This is a genomic window from Sporosarcina cascadiensis, from assembly GCF_009650995.1.
In the GTDB taxonomy this organism is placed as follows: Bacteria; Bacillota; Bacilli; order Bacillales_A; family Planococcaceae; genus Sporosarcina; species Sporosarcina cascadiensis.
Window position 1 is genome coordinate 119,598 of the sequence record NZ_WHVV01000002.1, and the last position, 18,710, is coordinate 138,307.

Below are 18,710 nucleotides of genomic sequence, written 5' to 3' on the forward strand. Positions count from 1 at the left end.
ACTGATGAAAAACTCAAACTAAATGATAAAAGGGAGGGTCAGTCATGTCAGCAACCACTGTTCAAAAAGCTAAAAGAATCATAGAAGGTCTGGAATATGGTGCGTTTATTACTTCTAAGGAATGGGAAAGCCGGAACTTTGAGTATTATTTTAATTATTTTTCGAGTTCAGATGCAGAGGTGAGAAAATATTCGCTTCTGGTTTTTGCGTCAGGTCTTGGAAACTGGTATGCATTGTCTGCTTTTATTTTTAAGCCGGTTGAAGAATTACGAAAAGATCCGTTGTTTGACCCGGACGCTTACTATTACTTACCTGATTATATTGAGTCTTTCTTAAAAAATCGGGAGGGTATAGAGTCAGAATACCCGGGATTATATACAATGATCATTCATTTATTGATAGAATTAGATAATAGAGAGTCATTTGATCTGCTATTTCCTGAACATGAATTGTTCCAGCGGTTAAGAGAAGAAGTTCTAAACAGCGCAGATATAGGAAATCGATTGATGTATGATGATTTTCAACAGCTGCTGTATGATATGGGACTGCCGAACTTTTATAAGCCGCAGTAGAATGAAATACTTCAGTAAAATTATTTTCATAAGGAGTCTGCTATGTTGATCTATTTCACGCTTGTCGCTGTGTTTGTGTTTATTATTGTAATCAGCACAGTCATCGGATATCTATTTCATGAATTCAGCGGGAAACTCGTCACTTCTGGAAGAATTAGATGTATAGCAGGCATGGTTGTTTCGGTACTCGTCAGCATAATCATGACCAAGCTGCTGCTTTTCGGTATCTGGTACTATTACGCGGCTGCCGCTGTGGTGACGGCCGTATTATATATAGTGCTCCTGAAATATTCCCAATCAAGACACTGACCTTGCATGCTAATGATTACGAATTTACACCGCTTATTCCTGTACGGATCAGCGGTGCTTTTTTTATTTGCCTGTACATAGAATGAAAAGACGAAAGAAAGGATGGTTGGCATATACGGTCATATTACTGAATACATGGGAACGGCTTATACAGGCAAAGGGGTCATGCATAAATATGAGGAGCTGCTGGAGGAATCACGGAAGACGATATTCCTTAAATGTCTGCCTACACATTCGCTGTCGCAGGTGCTGAATGATCTGGCGGTGTACTTCGTGAAAAGGGGGCATCCTGTCGACCGCTTCATGAATCCCGGGCATACGGATAAAACCGATGCGATTTACGTCAATGAACTGAAGCTGTTTATCTTGCAGGCTTCGCACCCGATTTCATTCGAACCGACGGATTTAGGGGGACGGCATAAGGTGTTTTGTTTCTACGATGTCTATCATCAGGAACATTTATACCAGCAGCATGAAGAAGTGGGCGATTTGCTGAAGCAGGAAAAGTACAGTTTCGGAAAATCTCTGGCCGCCCTGGAAAATGCCAAAGAAATTCATGACGAGTGGGAAGCGGTCAATATTCAGCGGATGGACTGGGATCGGCATACCGCTTTGACAGAACAATTGAAAGAGGGGATTTTTGGGACGATTGAATTGGCAAAAACCGCGGACATTTCCCACCGGATTATCGGTTCCCTGTCTGCCGGCAAAGCGCATGATTTCATTCCGTCTATCACGAAACGAATGCGCAGGCGGCTGCTGATTAAAGGATTAGCAGGAACCGGTAAGTCGACGATGATGCGCGCGCTCGGTGAAGAGGCGGCGAATCGGGGCATCGATGTACTGTACGGCTGGTGCGGACTTGATCCTTCCAGCATTGATCTCGTACTGTTCCCTGAGCTTTCCGTTTGTTTATTTGATTCGACGAAACCGCATGCCTATGATCCGGAGAGCCCACGTGATGAGCTGGTGGATCTCGTGCCCTTCTGTGCAGAAGATCAGCAGGCGGAGAAATTGATTGAGGACATCAGCCGCCGCTATGCAGAAGCAATCGCAGATGCATCCGGCTATATGCAGACCGCCATGAAAGCCCAGAATGCTGCCCGCGTGCAAATGGACCGCTCGTTGAATGTCGAAGTATTCGAAAAGAAACTGCAGACGCTGTACGCGCTGATCAAAGCGATGGACGGGAATTAAAGAATGGAAACGCACCAATAATGCGCATCAGCGCACGAAAGAAGGCCGGAAGCGAGCCAAAGCTGCCCGGCAACGCACCATACGTCAGCGGCAGCGCACCAATCCGGCTTCCAACCGAGCCAAACCGCCCTTTCACCGAACCAAACCGGCTTCCAACCGCACCAATTACATCCGGCCAATAAAAAAACCGCAGACACTCTGCGGTTTTTAGTCGAATTTATAAGTATAAGATTCTTCATTGTGGAGCCAGCTCAGTGCTTCCGGATCCTTCTCGGCCCAGCGCTTTTCCATATCGGGCAGCATCCAGACCGTCTGGGAAGCATGTGCCCGCAATGCAGCAATTTTCTTATCCGCCACGTCGCTCACATCGAACGCAACATCCGGCTTGCCGATTATTTCCACCGTCTCATTCGCGAACGCCTTCACGTGCAATACCGGACGTTTGTCTTCCGGAATTCTCCGTACCGCTTCGACCATTGCCGCACCTGTCGCATTATGGTCGGGATGCACAGCCAGCGTCGGATGGAAGGTGATGACTAATGAAGGGTTTAATTCCTCAATCAGATCGGTCATCATCTGCACCAGCTTTTCCGGGTCTTCGAATTCAACCGTTTTATCGCGCAGCCCCATCATCCGCAGATCGGTCAGTCCCATTGCGGCGCATGCATCCAACAGCTCCTGCTTTCGGATCTGCGGCAGTGTTTCGCGGTTGGCGAATGGCGGATTGCCTAAATTCCGGCCCATTTCACCGAGAGTCAGGCAGGCGTACGTCACGGGAACTCCCATTTCGATATACTTAGCAATCGTTCCGGCAAGCCCGAAAGTTTCATCATCGGGATGAGGGAAAACGACTAATACATGTCTTTCATTTTGCATGATAAAAAATCTCCCTTCTTAATAAGCAAATGGCGTTTCGCTGATTTCAAACGCCACTGCAAGCTTTCCGTCAGGCCCGAGACCTGCCATTAACAAGCGGTCGTGCTCGTCCAGCTCATAATGCGTGATACCCTGCGCATAAATCCAGCCGCTCGGCAGTTTCAGCCCGATACGGTGAGGGGAGTCGCCTGCTACTTTTCCGAGTTCATAGCGGATGACAATATTTCGAATGAACGCGCCGGCGTTGAAAAAGCCTTCCTGAAAGTGAGCGGCATATGATCCATTCGTCGTTTCCAAATGAATATATACATCTTTATTGGCAAAGGAGTCCAGTAACTCCTGTAAATGATTTACGTCAACAGTTTGCATACGTATCCTCCTATGTAGTGCGTTGATTCACGGACAGCAGACAAATGACTGCCGTGTGCAGTGCAATGATTTGTCTGCAATCCATATAATCTCAGTATAACGAAAGCGCGCTTTGATTGCGATTAGACGGCTCACAAAAAGCCGGGACAGACCCGGCAGCAGAGTGGCTCGTCAGACTTCGTGCAGCGTAATATGCGGCGTCTCGAACTGGTTTTTCGCGCCGTGCATGACAGGCCCGACATATTCATTGAGCTTCCAGCCGTGTGTGATGGCGGCCGTCACGAATTGCTTCGCTTCGATGACTGCGTCTTTAATCGTCATGCCGTTTGCCAAATTTGCTGTAATAGAGGCCGCAAACGTACAGCCGGCACCGTGATTATAATGTGTATCTGCTTTATCAGCTTCCAATAAAGTAAAGCTTCTCCCGTCATAAAACAGGTCGACCGCTTTATCGTGTTCCAGCTGCTTGCCGCCTTTGATCACCACATTGCGTGCGCCGAGCTGATGAATTTTCTCAGCAGCCTGTTTCATCTCTTCAATCGTCTTCGGCGTTTTCATTCGCGCCAATTGTCCCGCTTCGAATAAATTTGGCGTGACAATTTCAGCTTTAGGCAGCAAGTATTCGATCATCGCGTCGGTATTTCCGGGATTCAGTACTTCATCTTCGCCTTTACAGACCATGACGGGATCAATAACCACGTGATCCAGGCCCGATTCATCAATCGCCTGCCCGGCAGTGCGAATGATTTCTTCCGTGCTCAGCATTCCTGTTTTGATGGCATCGATTCCCGTCGACAGCGCCGTCTTCAGCTGTGCTTTTACGACATCAATAGGCAGTGAATAGACATTATGCGCCCAGTTATTATCAGGATCCATTGTCACAACTACTGTCAGTGCAGTCATGCCGTATGTCCCGTGCTCCTGAAACGTTTTCAAATCCGCCTGAATTCCGGCGCCCCCTGAAGTATCAGAACCCGCAATCGTCAAAGTCTTCTTTAAACCCATCATTAAACGTCCCCTTTATTTGCAGATTTTCTTGTATCTAATAGTAAACAACAATCCGCCTGAACACAATTATTTCGTATATACTATAGGTCTAGTATCTTCTATTAAGTTGCATTATTTGACACTGTGAGAAAATGAAACTTATTACCTTGCAGAACGTACAGATAGATAGAGATATATGATGTATTTTATCGAATGATCCATATAGAAAGGTCGTGAATCATGAGCAGGCATGATCCGTCTGAATCGCAAAAGCATGAAATCGGACGGGCGGAGGACGAGGCGTCTGTCACCGCCGAGGAAATGATCACTCCGGGACCAAAGGCGAAAAAGAAACGCAAGCGCAAAATGGGATTTTTGCGGCTGGGCTATACTTTATGGTCTTCCTGGAGAAAAACGTATATTCTCCTTATTCTGATGCTTGCAGCAGCCATCATTATTCTTCCTGTTGCCGGATTTTATCTCATTAAGATGGGCTCTACTTTCACGGAACAAAAAGGCGCATTTGTCGAGCATGTCCAGGAGCTTCAGGAATTGACGACGGCTGAAGCGTATACCAAAGTTCTCGTCGAACGCACCGACAACGAGTTATTCGGGCAGAGCATCGGCGTCAATCTGCCGGGCACGAAACGTAATCTCCTGGTCGTCATCCCGGGCTCCGTCAAAGCAGGGATTGACTTGAGCAATATTACGGAAAGTGATCTGACAATTGACGATACAGAAAAGACAGTCCACCTGAGTGTGCCGCCGGCGGAATTCCTTGGAGGTGCGGAAATTTACTTCGATCAAGTGGAAGTTTATTCGGTAGAAGGATTATTTCGCACGAAAGCGGATATAGAAGAAGGATACGAACTTGCCAATGAAGCAAAGAATTTAATTTTGGAAGAGGCGTCTGAACAAGACGTACTGCAAACGGCCGAGCGCAATGCGGAGAAGACATTGAAGGAAATGTTTTCATTTGCAGGTTATGAGCTGGAGGTCGAATTCAAGGAGTGATGCATATGAAGCCGGTGTTTCACAATGATTGGGATACTGTACTGAGTGACGAATTTGATAAGCCGTACTATCAGACACTGCGGAAGTTTTTGCAGTCGGAGTATGCAACACACGTAATTTATCCGCAAATGCAGGATATGTGGACTGCTTTCGAATTAACGCCGTATCATGAGGTGAAAGTGGTTATTCTGGGGCAGGATCCTTATCATGGACCGGATCAGGCGCAGGGAATGAGTTTTTCCGTGAAGCCCGGCGTCAAGATTCCTCCAAGTCTGCGCAACATTTTTAAGGAACTCTCTTCGGATTTGGATGTTCCGATACCTGCGAGCGGCACGTTGACAGGCTGGGCCGAACAAGGTGTATTATTATTGAATACGGTCCTCACTGTGCGCGAAGGTTCAGCCGCTTCACACAGAGGGCAGGGCTGGGAACTCTTTACGGACGAAGTGATCCGGAAACTGTCTTTGCGCAGGGAGCCGATCGTCTTTATTCTTTGGGGCCGCCATGCCCAAGAGAAGACGGCTTTGATTAACCGGAGAAGGCATGCGATTATTGAATCAGTGCATCCGAGCCCGTTCAGCGCGGCCCGCGGTTTTTTCGGCAGCCGGCCTTTTTCTAAGACGAATGATTTTTTGCGCGGATGGGGCGAGGAACCGGTAGATTGGGCAAAAACGTCGGCAGAACAGCTGCGCGGCTAGAAAGGGAGTGGGACAATGGCGGTCAACTGCTTCGAATGCATACATTTTTACACGACATGGGATCCCAAAAATCCCCGTGGCTGCAAGGCTTATGGATTTAAAACCAAAATGATGCCATCCATCGTGGTCAAGCGTTCATCCGGAATGGAATGCTTGAAGTTCGAATCAAAGAAGGGGACGGGAATACGATGATTTCATCCGATCAATTATTGAAGGAAATAGAGCGGCAAATCGCCTTGGCGAAACAAGCGCAGAGTGAACAGGTGAAAAGAGAAGCGGTATCTGCAGTGCGTGCGCTGTGCAATGTCATGCTGAGTGACTCACCTGCGGCAATTATGCCGTCAGCACCGCAGACTATCCAGCAGCCGGTCGCATCGCTGAATGAACAGCCGTTGCAGGAAGCGGATGCAAACGGCGAGTCACTGTTCGATTTTTAGCATTGCCACAAACCGTTCGAAAAGTCTTTTATTCAGGTGACAGGAATATGGTAAACTAAAACCGTATGTACGTTAGAAAGAAGGAATATTCATGCCGTTTTTTATTATAGCAGGAGCGATTAACGCAGCAATCGCAGTGGCGTTCGGTGCATTTGGAGCACATGCGCTGAAGGATCGTCTGTCTGAGCATTATCTGGCCATCTGGGAAACAGCGGTTCAGTACCAAATGTTTCATGCGGTCGGTTTGATTACTGTCGGTATATTAATGAGCAGTGCGTTGCTTGGTCCTTCCGCTGCATTGTCATGGTCAGGATACTTGCTGCTTGCAGGTGTTATTATTTTCTCCGGAAGTCTGTATGTGCTCAGCTTGTCGGGCATCGGAATACTGGGAGCCATTACACCAATCGGGGGCGTGGCGTTCATCGCGGGCTGGATTATGCTGATTGTGGCTGTTGTGAAGCATGGAAATTGAGACAAAGGTTTTGTAACCTTTGTCTTTTTTCATAACTTACTTTTGAAAGGAAGTGCATCATGGGCTTGGTGTTTTCCAGTAAACGAAATACTTTCTTTACAGTACTGCTGCTGTTCGTACTCGTCAGCAACTTCCTCATTTACCGCCTGCCTGTCATTCCCGGCCCGGCGGAAGCGAAAGGAGTCGTGCTGGGTTCGATCATTGACCTGGCCATTGTAGCGCCGCTATTGATACTGGCGATCACGCGCCGCAAAGGCTTCACGTTCAAACGGCTCATTACGTGGGTTGTGCTCGGGCTGTTCGCCTCGCGCTTCATCGTGCCCGCAGCTTACTTCCAGCCGTTTGCGTTCATTCCATATGCCGCATTAGGCATCGAACTGTTCATCATACTGGCAGAAGTATGGCTGATCATCTTGCTGATCAAACATTTGCCGTCGATCCTTCGCCAAATGAAATCCTCTGAAACGAGCAGGCTTTTTGTTTTTCCGGCCCTAGTGAAGGAAAAAGTCTCGGATCATCCAATCATCCGTATATTGGCCGCTGAGTTTCTGATGTTCTACTATGCGTTTGCAACTTGGAAACAGAAGCCGCCTGAGAAAGCTGAAAGTTTCACGATGCACCGCAATACGAGCTTTATCGCGTTTTATATGATGCTCATTCACGCGATTGCCATCGAAACGATTGGTATTCATTGGTGGCTCCATGATAAGTCGATGATCTTATCGCTTGTGCTGTTATTGCTGAATATTTACTCAGTTCTATATTTCATGGCGGATATTCAAGTTGTGCGTCTCAATCCACTGCAAGTTAAGAGTGACCGTCTTCAAATTTCATTGGGACTGGGGAAACGAATGGAAATCCCGTTTGACGCGATTCAGCGAATTGACTGGGGAGACAGCGCCGCTTCCTGCAATCTGAAAAATAAAGAAGTGATCGATTTCATTGCGAGGGATTTTGAGGAGGCATTTCCGCAGGCTGTTATTCATTTCAACCGTCCGCTTCCGGCTGTGCTGTTCCTGGGACGCGAGAAGAGTTACCGTGCAGCTGCGATCCGTGTAGACGATCTGCCGCGTTTCCGAACGGTGATGGACGCTTTATAAACAATGAAACGGGCTTCCTGGGAAAACCTAGGAGCCCGTTTTTTAGCTATTACGGCGTCTGATCGAAGTAATTTAATTCCTCATCAAACTCCGCATAATCGAAGTAGATCATCGGGAAGAGATAGCGCCGTCCCGTATTCGCTTCGCTGAGAATTACATGATCGCGCCCCGCGGCTTCGACCATTCCCGCAACTTCTTTCGTGTTTTTGCCGGCCTCCACCGCATGCTCGAATGAAAAATGAAAAACTCCGGGCTTCCCTCTGTTCAGCCGTAAAATATTCTCGATGTACGATTGCTCCCTGAATGGAGGCGTGTTGGGATTACCTCCCGGGACTGATACTTGCGGCGGTACCATTTGCTGCTGGCCGTAGCCTGGATAATAATATTGAACCATTTCAACATCCTTTCATTAGATAAGTGTGCAGTCTTGTTCGGTCGGGGAATAGAAGCAATAGTACAGTTACTGCCAAAACAGCCAAAGCAAAACCCCCTTGCCCCTATTCTATGTATGGACAGGCAGTAGTATGACAGGTAGTTTTTTAAGGGGTATGAGCGAATGCGGGAGGTTCATGATCATTCGGCGGCCCGCTATGATCAGCTGGACGGGCTGTATGATCACTCGCGAGTCGGGTATGAGCGCCTGCGGTGATGCCATGATCGCTTGCAGATAGTCTATGATCACACGGCCGGATAAAATCCCGAATGGTGCGGCAGACGGGTCGATTGGTTCGCGGGGAGCCGGCTTTGGCGCGTTGCAATTGTATTTACGCGCGGTCGGATGCATGTTTGGTTCGTTGCACGGCCTTTTTCGCGCGGTCAGCGAGGACTTTCGCGCGCCAGACGCGGCCCATCCGACGAATGAACGCAAAAAAGCCGCGAAATGAATTCGCGGCCGGGAATTTCTTATACTTCGAAGAATGCTGCACGTTTATCGTCTTCCAAAATCGTACCGATGAAGAATGAGCCGAATACGCCGTAACGCGCGCTCACTTCATCAAATCGCATTTCATAAACGAGCTTCTTGAATTGCAGTACGTCGTCTGAAAACAGTGTGACGCCCCACTCGTAATCATCAAAACCAACAGATCCGGAAATGATCTGCTTCACTTTGCCTGCATAACCGCGTCCGATCATGCCGTGGCTGCGCATCAGGCTCTTTCGGTTATCCATGTCGAGCATATACCAGTTGTCATTGCCTTCGCGTTTTTTGTCCATTGGATAGAAACAGACGTATTGGCTGCGGGGCAATTCTGGATACAGGCGCCCGCGGACGTATGGATTCTGATACGGGTCTTCGTCAGATTCGCCTGCCAGGTAATTGGACAATTCCACAACGGACACGTAAGAGTATGCCGGAATCGTGTAGTCTGCGATCGTCAGTTTATTGAATTCTGCTTCGAGCTGCTGTAGCTCATCCATTGTCGGACGCAGAGTCATCAGCATGAAATCGGCTTTCTGACCAATCACTGTATAAAATGCATGACTGCCTGTCTTCGCTTCATCTGCTTGCTGAAGGCGTTCCAGATAGCCTAGGAATTCATTGACTGCTGCTTGACGCTCTTCTTTAGAAATTAATTTCCAAGAAGCCCAGTCCATTGTTCGGAAATCATGAAGTACGTACCAACCATCTAATGTAATCGCTGCTTCGTTCACTGTAATTCAGTCTCCTTTTAATTCAAAATATGTTCTTTTTCAAGTGTATCATAAACGTTCTGCAGACGATAACGATATAGGGGGTGCATATAGATGATGTTTGACGAAATTGTGCCTATAGGAAGGAAATGTCTGAAAAGTTCGAAACTCATAGTGAATTGTATAGTAATTTCAGGTATGATGAATAGGAAAATATAACAGAAGGTGGGACTTGGATATGGCAGATCTTTTTGATGGAATCAGAGCGCAACTGGAAGGGAAGGGCAAAACAATTGTATTGCCAGAAGGAGAAGATGCACGGATTTTGGAAGCGGCAGTTCATTTGCAGCAGGAAGGTATTGTAACGCCTGTTTTGCTTGGCAATGAAGAAGCGGTCAGGAAAGCGGCGGCAGAAGGCAGTTTTGATATCAGTGAGATTGAGCTGATTGATCCTGCAAACGCTTCCTATTGTGAAGAACTGGCGGAAAAGTTTACCGAACGCCGTGCGGGAAAGGCAACAATTGAACAGGCGCGCGAGCAGTTGAAGGATGTCAACTATTTCGGAACTATGTTACTCTATACAGGACGTGCAGACGGCTTAGTGAGCGGTGCTGCGCATTCTACGGCAGATACTGTAAGGCCTGCTCTGCAGATTATTAAAACAAAGCCTGGTATTTCAAAGACAAGCGGCGCTTTTATTATGATGAAAGAAGAAGAGCGGTTGATTTTCGCAGATTGTGCAATTACAGTCAACCCCTCCGCAAAAGAACTGGCGGAAATCGCAGTGGAAAGTACGAAAACAGCAAAAGCGTTCGGAATCGATCCGCGCGTCGCGATGCTTTCATTCTCGACAAAGGGCTCTGCTGTAACGGAAGAGACGGAAAAAGTGGTGGAAGCTGCAAGCATCGCCAAGGAAATGGCGCCTGAGTTGCTGATTGACGGAGAATTCCAGTTTGACGCAGCGTATATTCCGTCTGTTGCAGCGAAAAAAGCCCCCGATTCCGTTATTAAAGGGGATGCGAATGTATTCATTTTCCCAACGCTCGATGCAGGGAATATCGGCTACAAATTAACGGAACGTCTGGGCGGCTACGAAGCGATCGGACCGATTCTGCAAGGGTTAAATGGTCCGGTGAATGATCTGTCACGCGGCTGTTCCGCTGAAGATGTCTATAAACTTTCATTAATTACAGCAGCACAAAGCCTGTAAACCGCACATTGTGAAGCGTCTGCATACATACTAGAGAAACAGCAATGGGAGAGCTGGACATGTCACAGCATAAAAAATTATTGAATCAGCCGTCCTGGCGTTTTATTGATGAATCCATCACCGCGCGGAATCGATCTGCACTGGAATCGTTTGCGATGGATGATGCGCTCTGTCAATTAGTCGGGCAGCAAAAAAGTGTGCCGGTTGTGAGAACGTGGGTGCATGACAAAACAATCGTCCTCGGTATCCAGGATCATCGCATGCCGTTTATTCAACAGGCGATTGAACTGATTGAACAGCGTGGTTTTCAATCCATCGTCCGCAATTCCGGCGGTCTCGCAGTTGTTCTGGACGAAGGTGTACTGAATATCTCGCTGATTTTCTCTGAACAGAAGTCTTCCATCGATATTCCGGTAGGCTATGATGCAATGCTTGCGTTCGTCAGACTACTGTTTCCGGAACTCGGTGAGCGCATCGAAGCCTATGAAATCGCGGGCTCCTACTGCCCGGGTTCCTATGACCTGAGTGTGGACGGCAAGAAGTTTGCTGGTATTTCACAGCGCCGCCTCCGCTCAGGCGTGGCAGTGCAAGTCTATCTTTGCGTGGAAGGCAGCGGCTCTGAGCGGGCGGCTTTCATTCGTGATGTGTACGAGACGGGCTTGCAGGGAGCAGAGACGAAGTTCGCGTATCCGGAAATCCGGCCGGAAGTCATGGCTTCTTTATCGGAGATTCTTAATACTCAGCTGACTGTCAATGAAGTCGTGATCCGCCTGCAGTTATTGCTGCGTTCACTGACTGAAGATATCAGGCACGGCGGGCTGACTGATGAAGAACTGGATCTGTATGGTTTTTATTTGCAGCGTGTCTTTGACCGCAATCAGAAAATGCTGTCATAAGAAAAAGAGCTGCCAATCAATGACTGATTGGCGGCTCTTTTGATGATACTAAATTTCCGTTAGGTTCCATTGTGAAAAGCGGTGCGACGTGTTCGCTCTCTTCGTTGAGTGCGATCAGTCTGCGTGCGCGGTTCATGATCTGAACGAATTGCTCATAATCTTCTTTCAATGTGCGGTTTTCTTTTTTTAGCTTTTCCAGTTCGTCTTCCATCGATTTCAGCTGTTCCGCCGCCGTTTTCGCTGTCTGTTTCCAGCGCAGTGCATCTGTGTCGGCACCGCCGTTATGATGCATGCGGATTAGATAGGCAATGACTGTATCAAGCGACAGTGCGGATAGCGGAACCTGGATTTTCTCCTGGCCGTCTGCTCCCGGCTCTGCGCTGTACATCTGCTGATTGCGTCTTTTAAAATCGGTGCCTAACACACGCAGTGTCTGCTTTCTCTCTTTCTTCGCTTCTGACAGTTCACCCTCGTATTCTCTGCGAACTACCGCATTCCATCTGAATCCGCATGCTGCTGCCGTTCTGTTCAGTGCGTCTCCTACTTCCTCAAACGCACTCAGCTGCGTACTTCCTTCTCTCACATGCCTCAGCACCGTCTCTGCCAACAACTCATCATCTTGCTCCAACCATGCATCCTGTCTAACTTTCACCATCTCCATGCCTCCTGTCTTGTACTCTCTTTCTACTGCCATTATGGCCAGCCAATGAAACATTTATTCAGAGACTTGGAAAATTCTATTAAAAGTTCAGGAGAAGCATGGTAATCAGGTGTTGTACATTGGGAGGCTTGCTGTGTTTTTCGGCATCTGGTTCCCCATACGGCCGGTGGGCATTCTTCCCAGCTTTTCTAAACCAAACTTTCGAAACTCAAAATACACCATTGAGTCTATGTTGTCTTGCGTCGAATTTTGCTATACTGGATAGAATGAAGGATGAGGTGACGACATGCCGTATGCAAATGAAAAAATGCCTGAGGAAAAAGTGTTCAAAGATCCGGTGCACCGCTATATCCATGTGCGAGACCGTGTCATTTGGGACTTGGTCAACACGCGTGAATTCCAGCGCCTGCGCAGAATCCGCCAGCTCGGGACAACCTATCTGGTATTCCACGGCGCCGAGCACAGCCGATTTCAGCATTCCCTGGGGGTCTATGAAATCGTACGCCGGATTATTGACGACGGCTTCAGCGGACGCGAAGAGTGGAATGAAGACCAACGGCTCGTCGTACTTTGTGCGGCACTGCTGCATGATCTCGGTCACGGACCGTTTTCCCACGCTTTCGAAAAGGTATTCAATTTGGATCATGAGCAATTCACCCAGCAGATTTTATTGGGACAGACGGAGGTCAATGAAGTATTGAGCCGTGTGTCACCGGAATTTCCGCAAAAAGTAGCGGATGTTATTGATAAAACTTATCCTGATAAACTGGTCGTCGGCCTGATCTCCAGCCAGATCGATGCGGATAGGATGGATTATCTGCAGCGCGACGCATATTACACAGGCGTTTCCTACGGTCATTTCGACATGGAACGCATCTTGCGCGTCATGCGGCCGACGGAGGAGCAAGTCGTCATTAAGGAAAGCGGCATGCATGCGGTCGAGCACTACATCATGAGCCGCTATCAAATGTACTGGCAAGTGTATTTTCATCCGGTGTCGCGGAGTGCGGAAGTCATTCTGATCAAAATTCTTCACCGGGCGAGATATTTATTCGAAACAGGGTATGCATTTAAACAAGAGCCTGCCCATTTCATTTCGTTCTTCAAGAAAGAGTTCGGATTAAAACAATACATAGCACTCGATGAAGGTGTTCTTCTAACGTATTTTCAGCTGTGGATGGAAGAGGAAGACTCGATCCTGGCTGACTTATGCGACCGTTTCGTCAATCGGCGCCTGTTCCAGTATGCAGAGTTTGATCCCGCTTCACAGTACATGAAAATCGGCGAGCTGATGAAACTGTTCGAGCAGGCGGGGCTGGATCCGGAATATTATCTGGTGACTGATTCTTCATCCGACCTGCCGTATGACTTTTACCGTCCGGGCGAAGAAAATGAACGCGTGCCGATTTATCTGCAAATGAAAAACGGCGATCTGCGCGAATTGTCCAGAATGTCTGACGTGGTGGAAGCCATTTCCGGCAAACGTCGTACAGATCATAAAATTTATTATCCGGAAGATATTTTGATGGACGGATCGAACTTACTGCATGAGAAGATTTTAGAAGTGTTACGAAGATAAGAGAGGGGTTGCGCGAATTGCTGCAAGAGCACGCAAAAATCGTTCAGTTTGTGTCGTTGGCGAATGAGGTAAATGGCCGCAAGAAAATGCAGAAGATGATTTATATATTGAAGAAGATGGATTTCCCGTTTGCTGAAAAGTACGAGCTTCATATGTACGGGCCGTATTCGGAGGAACTGACGCTGCGGGTAGAGGAATTATGCGAAATGGGCTTTCTTGCGGAACGTTTTGAGGACAAGGGATCGTACAAGCAATATTGCTATCAGGTGACAAATGAAGGTTCAAAGTTTCTCGGCACAGCGGATGAACCAAAAACGCAGCTGCCGGACTGTATCGGCCGTCTGAATGAAAAGTCTTCACGTTTTCTGGAGCTGGTGTCTACACTGCTGTTTTTCGATCAGCTGGACAAAGAAGAGCAAGTTGCCAAGGTGCGCATCGTAAAAAATAAACTGAATTTCACGGACCAGGAAATGGACCAGGCCTTCGCTTTCATAGAAGAACTCCAAACCTGTTCCGCCAGCTGAATACGCAAATGAAAAAGGATTCTCTTTGCTGAGAATCCTTTTGGTTATGGTTGGTTGTGATTGGTTCCGGTTGCTCGACTTTGCTGGTGTTTTGAGCGAAGTGTGTGTTTGCAGTTTGAACCCGCTTCGGCGCTGGGGGATTGCCTTACGCTATGAGCCTACGCTGGCGTGGGGAATGTATGTTATGCTGCTTTTTCGCAGGGTGTGGAATTAGTTGATGTTGCTCCCGTTGCTCGGCCTGGCAGGAAGTTTGAAGAATGTATGTGTTTGCAGTTTAACCTCGCTTCGGTGCTGGAAAAGCGCGGCTGCCTGCCTGAGAAGCTTCGTGGATGATCATAGTATCTGCTCAAGCGCTCATAGCCCAGCCTCAGCCGCTCATACACACTGGCCACGTGATCATTCAACTCGGCCGCGTGATCATACCGCATCCTGCCGTGATCATTGAACCGGTCTACGCGCTCATAACCGCTCCGCAATTGCGCTTAAGCTGACGTGGGGAATGTATGATATGCTGTTCTTTTGCAGTGGCGGTGTTTAGTTGGTGTGTTTTCGTTGCTCGACTTTGCAAATGCATTGATCACAAGAACTTGTGTCACTGGTAAATGCTAAGTATTGCATGAAACACCTTACCTATCGTACTAGTCTCAAATAGAATGCTCATACTGCCTGCTCACATAAAAAATATTGAAAAACCAGCCAGTGTACCGAAGTGGAAGGCAACCTAAGTACGCCGCAAGTGCCCTGATTTCTGCAAAGATCACAGAAATACGGCAAAGCGAACCCTTCGCTGTTCGCTTGGCGACGGTTGCATAACTCACTTCGTGTGAGCCCGCGGCTAAAGCGACTCCGGGAGGGATCAGCCCGACAGGTAAGACAACTTGAGGGAGCGAAGCGTTAGGAGCACATCTTGGCACTTCAAGTTGGCTTACCGCGGGCCCTCCGGAACGCGTCCGCCTGGAACGCGGAGAAACGGTATTCCAGCTGCATACACACTTTCAACCGCAAAAAAAGGACCCTCACCAGGAGAATCCTTCCTAACGCTTACTTATCGCACTCTCTGACGCCAGCTTTGGACATGTGGTTCTTGGACATTTCCTCGATGATGACAGTGACGTTTTCAATAGGTGCGCCAACAGATTCAATCACGGCCTCGGTCACTTTTTCACAAAGCGCACGCTTCTGCTCATCCGTGCGGCCTTCGAACATTTTTACGGTCACGATTGGCATATTACTTCCTCCTTAGCAGAAAATTCAGGTATAGTACATATAATAACAGACATAGAGGGGGATTTACATGGCGAATGAACAAAACTCCAAGCCGAAATTAGGCTTTACCATTATTAAAAACGACCCGACAGATGGCCATAAAGGATTTGGCATCGGATCATTGTCGCTGGAAAATATCTCACCTGTCATCATTGACGTGGAAGAAGGCACTGCGCAGGTGGAAATGGGCGCAATGCATGCGCGCAGCGATACAGAGCGGGGCATCAAATTTACGACCAACCGAAAAGACTCCGAAGGCGGAAAACCATACTGGCTCGTCTGGGTCACGATTGATTATCGTGAAGAAGGCCCATATTATGCAGGTGTCACAGCATGTGAAATGGTCGTTAACCGTGAGAAACGCCGAGGCTATAAATTGCTGGCGGATCACGTAAACCGGATGGATAAGTCGATGAAACGCCAGATTATCGTCGATGAAATGGACGATCGTTCAAAGAAGATCCTAGCTGACTTTTTGCGCTCCCACAATGCAGAATTATGGGAACGCAGCACGCCGGAATTGCATGAAGGACTGCGTACCGAATAATACTTTCTGCCAGAATGGCTGAATTGCAAAACGTCTAAATAAGTCGAAAATGTGACAATTCATTTTGGCATCCCTTTGAGGTTGAATGTCGGCTGTAAAGGAAGTAAACTGTACATACAGCTTTGCTGCTGTAATCTAGGACAGCTGGTGCAGATTACTATTCTTTGAAGACGCCGTAAAACCCAAGCGGGCAAATTCATCCAATAGCTTTGCAGCAGTCAAAAAAGCCTCACTCTCCGCGGATCGGAGGGCGAGGCTTTTTTATTCGATTTATTTCATTCGAAAAATGAAAAGGGGAACAGTTCTAGTTTGGATTCTTTCTTTGTACCTGAATTTTGTTCCCTTAGTGAACGGTCGGTACACAGTTTTTTAGGGACATCTTGATCTTTCACGTACATAACCCGCTGTTTCGGGCATTCATTTACCGCGATGCCGCCAGTCTCGATATCGACAATCACGCTTTGAACACCTGTAGGAGGCAGGAAAGGCTCCGGAATGCTTCCTTCATGCACGGTTTCCATAAAATCGATCCAGATCTTCTTCGATGCCGCCTTATCATCCAGGTTTTCGAGCTGTTTGCCGCGGTCGAAACCTGTCCAAATTCCTGCGGTCAATGAAGGAGAGAAACCGATTAAGTACTGATCGGAAATCGTTGTGCCGGACTTTGCGGCATACGGGCGGGACTGTTTTGGCCGCATCGATAATCCAGTGGAGGATAAATAGTCGCTGAAGACCGGGTCGAACATGCCAGTCATCATTTGTGATAAGACAAAAGCATCTTGCGCCGAAATGATTTGCTTCGGTTTTTTATCCGCGTACTCATAGACGATTTTCCCGTTCGCATCCGTAATCGACAAAATCATCTGCGGCTCAACCTCAGCGCCTTTTGACGCGATGCGGTTATAGGCGGTCGTCATTTCCATCAGCGTCACATCGGATGTTCCGAGTGCAACGGCGGGTGATTCCTGAAACGAGACATCGATTCCGAGGCGCTGCGCCATTTTGGTATAGGGTTTATAACCGATTTGCTCCAGCGTTTTCACTGCATAAATATTATCGGAAATTGCCATTGCCTGTGCCAATGAAATCGGCTTGCCCGCAAACTTGCCGTTAATATTGCTCGGCTCATACGTTGAGCGGCCATCATCATAGGTGAAAATAGTTTTCTCGGCTGTCATGAACGTCAGTGGATTGAAGCCTTTTTCCAGAGCCGCCGCATATAAAATCGGTTTCATTGCGGAACCGGGCTGCCGTTTTGCCTGTGTAACCCGGTTGAATGAACTATCTGCAAAATTCACTCCGCCCACCATCGATGTAACAAAACCTGTATCTGCCGCCATTGAAACGAATCCTACCTGTAAATCATTTTCAGGCATCCACTGCCCAATCACCTCTTCTGCCGTTTTCTGATGATGCTGATTCAGAGTCGTACGGATTTTCCAGCCGCCTTCAGCGGGCACACGGCCTTTTGCAATCAACAGCTCTTCGGCCTGCTGCCAAGCCGCGTCCAAGAAATACGGTGCAACTTGCTTCACGTCTTCCCAACTTTCCGTTTTCAATACAATCGGCTCATCTATTGCACGCTTTTGCTGACTTTCGGAAATATAACCGCCGCTCTCCATTTGATTCAGCACAAGCAACTGGCGATTGCGGGAGTTTTCCGGATTTGCAAGAGGCGAATAAAGGGAAGGGCCTTTCGCGATCGCTGCAATGGCAGCAGCTTCTTCAAGGGTCAGTTCCTTTGCGGGCTTTGAAAAATAAAACCGGCTTGCTGCTTCTACCCCGTACATCCCGTGTCCGAAATAGATCGTATTTAAATAGCCTTCTAAAATTGTATCCTTATCGTAGAACACTTCTAAGCGGTAAGCGAAAAGTGCTTCTTGAATTTTTCTCGTCCACGATTTTTCATGCGTTAAATAAAGATTTCTAGCATATTGCTGAGTAATTGTGCTGGCTCCCTGTGCTTTGCTCATCGTTTTGACGTCTTTCAGCACGGCTCCTGCAAGCCGCTTGTAATCGAATCCATGATGCTCAAAAAATTTCCGGTCCTCTGTTGCCACAAATGCATCGGCCAGAAACGGTGAAATATCGGAAAGCTTCATCCAATATCTGCGCTGCTGTGAGAAATGGTCGCCGATCTGATGCCCGCTATGATCGAGAAAGAGAGACGCTTTTGGTACGCTTAATGAAGGTGCGCCGAGTATCTGAGCATAGAGTCGTAGTACGATCAAAACAGTGACGGCAGCTGTAGTCATCATGATGGTGAGTGAGAAAAACCGTTTTCTGAGCTTTTTTCGATTAGTAGATTTTATATAGTCGGTACGTTTCATTGAACATCCCATCCCGTTCCATTCAAGTATCTTT

General features: G+C 47.8%; 22 protein-coding genes. 14 read left to right on the forward strand and 8 right to left on the reverse strand.

Features of this window, described 5'->3' with window-relative positions; translation table 11 throughout:
- Window positions 1-44: 44 nt before the first annotated feature.
- The 3 genes from GDZ68_RS02895 (at window position 45) to GDZ68_RS02905 (ending at window position 2,078) form a co-directional block, all read left to right on the forward strand.
- Window positions 45-572 (forward strand): hypothetical protein, encoded by a 528-nt coding sequence (locus GDZ68_RS02895; RefSeq protein ID WP_153720787.1) that lies wholly within the window; start codon window positions 45-47, stop codon window positions 570-572.
- A gap of 42 nt (window positions 573-614) precedes the next feature.
- Window positions 615-881, forward strand: coding sequence for a hypothetical protein (locus GDZ68_RS02900; protein ID WP_153720788.1), 267 nt, complete (start codon window positions 615-617; stop codon window positions 879-881).
- A gap of 102 nt (window positions 882-983) precedes the next feature.
- Window positions 984-2,078, forward strand: a complete 1,095-nt coding sequence (locus GDZ68_RS02905; protein ID WP_153720789.1) for a hypothetical protein — start codon at window positions 984-986, stop codon at window positions 2,076-2,078.
- A gap of 207 nt (window positions 2,079-2,285) precedes the next feature.
- Here the strand turns inward: GDZ68_RS02905 and bshB2 are convergent, their stop codons facing one another.
- The 3 genes from bshB2 to pdxK form a co-directional block, all read right to left on the reverse strand.
- Entirely contained in the window at window positions 2,286-2,954 is a 669-nt protein-coding gene (bshB2, locus tag GDZ68_RS02910; protein ID WP_153720790.1) for a bacillithiol biosynthesis deacetylase BshB2, read from the reverse strand.
- An 18-nt stretch (window positions 2,955-2,972) separates the two neighbouring features.
- Window positions 2,973-3,323, reverse strand: a complete 351-nt coding sequence (locus GDZ68_RS02915; RefSeq protein WP_153720791.1) for a YojF family protein — start codon at window positions 3,321-3,323, stop codon at window positions 2,973-2,975.
- A 171-nt stretch (window positions 3,324-3,494) separates the two neighbouring features.
- Window positions 3,495-4,328 (reverse strand): pyridoxine/pyridoxal/pyridoxamine kinase, encoded by an 834-nt coding sequence (pdxK, locus tag GDZ68_RS02920; RefSeq protein ID WP_153720962.1) that lies wholly within the window; start codon window positions 4,326-4,328, stop codon window positions 3,495-3,497.
- Window positions 4,329-4,550: 222 nt separating this feature from the next.
- Here pdxK and GDZ68_RS02925 point away from each other — a divergent pair, with 222 nt between their 5' ends.
- The 6 genes from GDZ68_RS02925 to GDZ68_RS02945 all read left to right on the forward strand — a co-directional run bounded on the left by GDZ68_RS02925 (window position 4,551) and on the right by GDZ68_RS02945 (window position 8,031).
- Complete coding sequence (locus GDZ68_RS02925; RefSeq protein ID WP_153720792.1) at window positions 4,551-5,324, forward strand: DUF4230 domain-containing protein; 774 nt, start codon at window positions 4,551-4,553, stop codon at window positions 5,322-5,324.
- 5 nt (window positions 5,325-5,329) lie between these two features.
- The gene (locus GDZ68_RS02930; protein ID WP_153720793.1) at window positions 5,330-6,022 is read left to right on the forward strand and encodes a uracil-DNA glycosylase; all 693 of its coding nucleotides are present in this window, start codon (window positions 5,330-5,332) and stop codon (window positions 6,020-6,022) included.
- A gap of 15 nt (window positions 6,023-6,037) precedes the next feature.
- Window positions 6,038-6,214 carry a uracil-DNA glycosylase gene (locus GDZ68_RS18165; protein ID WP_228550983.1) on the forward strand — a complete coding sequence of 59 codons (177 nt, stop codon included), beginning with the start codon at window positions 6,038-6,040 and terminating at the stop codon, window positions 6,212-6,214.
- Window positions 6,211-6,459 (forward strand): YwdI family protein, encoded by a 249-nt coding sequence (locus GDZ68_RS02935; RefSeq protein WP_153720794.1) that lies wholly within the window; start codon window positions 6,211-6,213, stop codon window positions 6,457-6,459. The genes GDZ68_RS18165 and GDZ68_RS02935 overlap by 4 nt, the downstream gene beginning before the upstream one ends.
- 91 nt (window positions 6,460-6,550) lie before the next feature.
- Complete coding sequence (locus GDZ68_RS02940; protein WP_153720795.1) at window positions 6,551-6,931, forward strand: DUF423 domain-containing protein; 381 nt, start codon at window positions 6,551-6,553, stop codon at window positions 6,929-6,931.
- A gap of 59 nt (window positions 6,932-6,990) precedes the next feature.
- Window positions 6,991-8,031, forward strand: a complete 1,041-nt coding sequence (locus tag GDZ68_RS02945; RefSeq protein WP_153720796.1) for a beta-carotene 15,15'-monooxygenase — start codon at window positions 6,991-6,993, stop codon at window positions 8,029-8,031.
- A 49-nt stretch (window positions 8,032-8,080) separates the two neighbouring features.
- Here the strand turns inward: GDZ68_RS02945 and gerQ are convergent, their stop codons facing one another.
- Together gerQ and hemQ are read right to left on the reverse strand one after the other, a co-directional pair.
- A complete protein-coding gene (gene gerQ / locus GDZ68_RS02950) occupies window positions 8,081-8,425 on the reverse strand; it encodes a spore coat protein GerQ (protein WP_153720797.1) in 345 nt (114 codons plus the stop codon).
- A 509-nt stretch (window positions 8,426-8,934) separates the two neighbouring features.
- The gene (gene hemQ, locus GDZ68_RS02955) at window positions 8,935-9,684 is read right to left on the reverse strand and encodes a hydrogen peroxide-dependent heme synthase (protein WP_153720798.1); all 750 of its coding nucleotides are present in this window, start codon (window positions 9,682-9,684) and stop codon (window positions 8,935-8,937) included.
- Between the two features lie 217 nt (window positions 9,685-9,901).
- Between hemQ and pta the strand changes: the two genes are divergently transcribed.
- Together pta and GDZ68_RS02965 are read left to right on the forward strand one after the other, a co-directional pair.
- Window positions 9,902-10,873 (forward strand): phosphate acetyltransferase, encoded by a 972-nt coding sequence (gene pta / locus GDZ68_RS02960; protein WP_153720799.1) that lies wholly within the window; start codon window positions 9,902-9,904, stop codon window positions 10,871-10,873.
- Window positions 10,874-10,932: 59 nt separating this feature from the next.
- Entirely contained in the window at window positions 10,933-11,769 is an 837-nt protein-coding gene (locus GDZ68_RS02965) for a lipoate--protein ligase family protein (protein WP_228550984.1), read from the forward strand.
- Window positions 11,770-11,785: 16 nt separating this feature from the next.
- Here GDZ68_RS02965 and GDZ68_RS02970 read toward each other — a convergent pair whose 3' ends face one another.
- Window positions 11,786-12,424 (reverse strand): RsfA family transcriptional regulator, encoded by a 639-nt coding sequence (locus GDZ68_RS02970; protein ID WP_153720801.1) that lies wholly within the window; start codon window positions 12,422-12,424, stop codon window positions 11,786-11,788.
- Window positions 12,425-12,716: 292 nt separating this feature from the next.
- Between GDZ68_RS02970 and GDZ68_RS02975 the strand changes: the two genes are divergently transcribed.
- Both GDZ68_RS02975 and GDZ68_RS02980 read left to right on the forward strand, forming a co-directional pair.
- On the forward strand, window positions 12,717-14,009 hold the full coding sequence (locus GDZ68_RS02975) for an HD domain-containing protein (protein WP_153720802.1): 1,293 nt from the start codon (window positions 12,717-12,719) through the stop codon (window positions 14,007-14,009).
- Window positions 14,010-14,026: 17 nt separating this feature from the next.
- Window positions 14,027-14,533, forward strand: coding sequence for a YwgA family protein (locus tag GDZ68_RS02980; protein ID WP_153720803.1), 507 nt, complete (start codon window positions 14,027-14,029; stop codon window positions 14,531-14,533).
- A gap of 1,041 nt (window positions 14,534-15,574) precedes the next feature.
- Here the strand turns inward: GDZ68_RS02980 and GDZ68_RS02985 are convergent.
- Window positions 15,575-15,760 carry a 2-hydroxymuconate tautomerase gene (locus GDZ68_RS02985; RefSeq protein WP_153720804.1) on the reverse strand — a complete coding sequence of 62 codons (186 nt, stop codon included), beginning with the start codon at window positions 15,758-15,760 and terminating at the stop codon, window positions 15,575-15,577.
- Window positions 15,761-15,827: 67 nt separating this feature from the next.
- Here GDZ68_RS02985 and GDZ68_RS02990 point away from each other — a divergent pair, with 67 nt between their 5' ends.
- Window positions 15,828-16,346, forward strand: a complete 519-nt coding sequence (locus GDZ68_RS02990; RefSeq protein ID WP_153720805.1) for a YwhD family protein — start codon at window positions 15,828-15,830, stop codon at window positions 16,344-16,346.
- A 275-nt stretch (window positions 16,347-16,621) separates the two neighbouring features.
- Here the strand turns inward: GDZ68_RS02990 and GDZ68_RS02995 are convergent, their stop codons facing one another.
- Window positions 16,622-18,676, reverse strand: a complete 2,055-nt coding sequence (locus GDZ68_RS02995; protein WP_153720806.1) for a transglycosylase domain-containing protein — start codon at window positions 18,674-18,676, stop codon at window positions 16,622-16,624.
- Window positions 18,677-18,710: the final 34 nt, after the last annotated feature.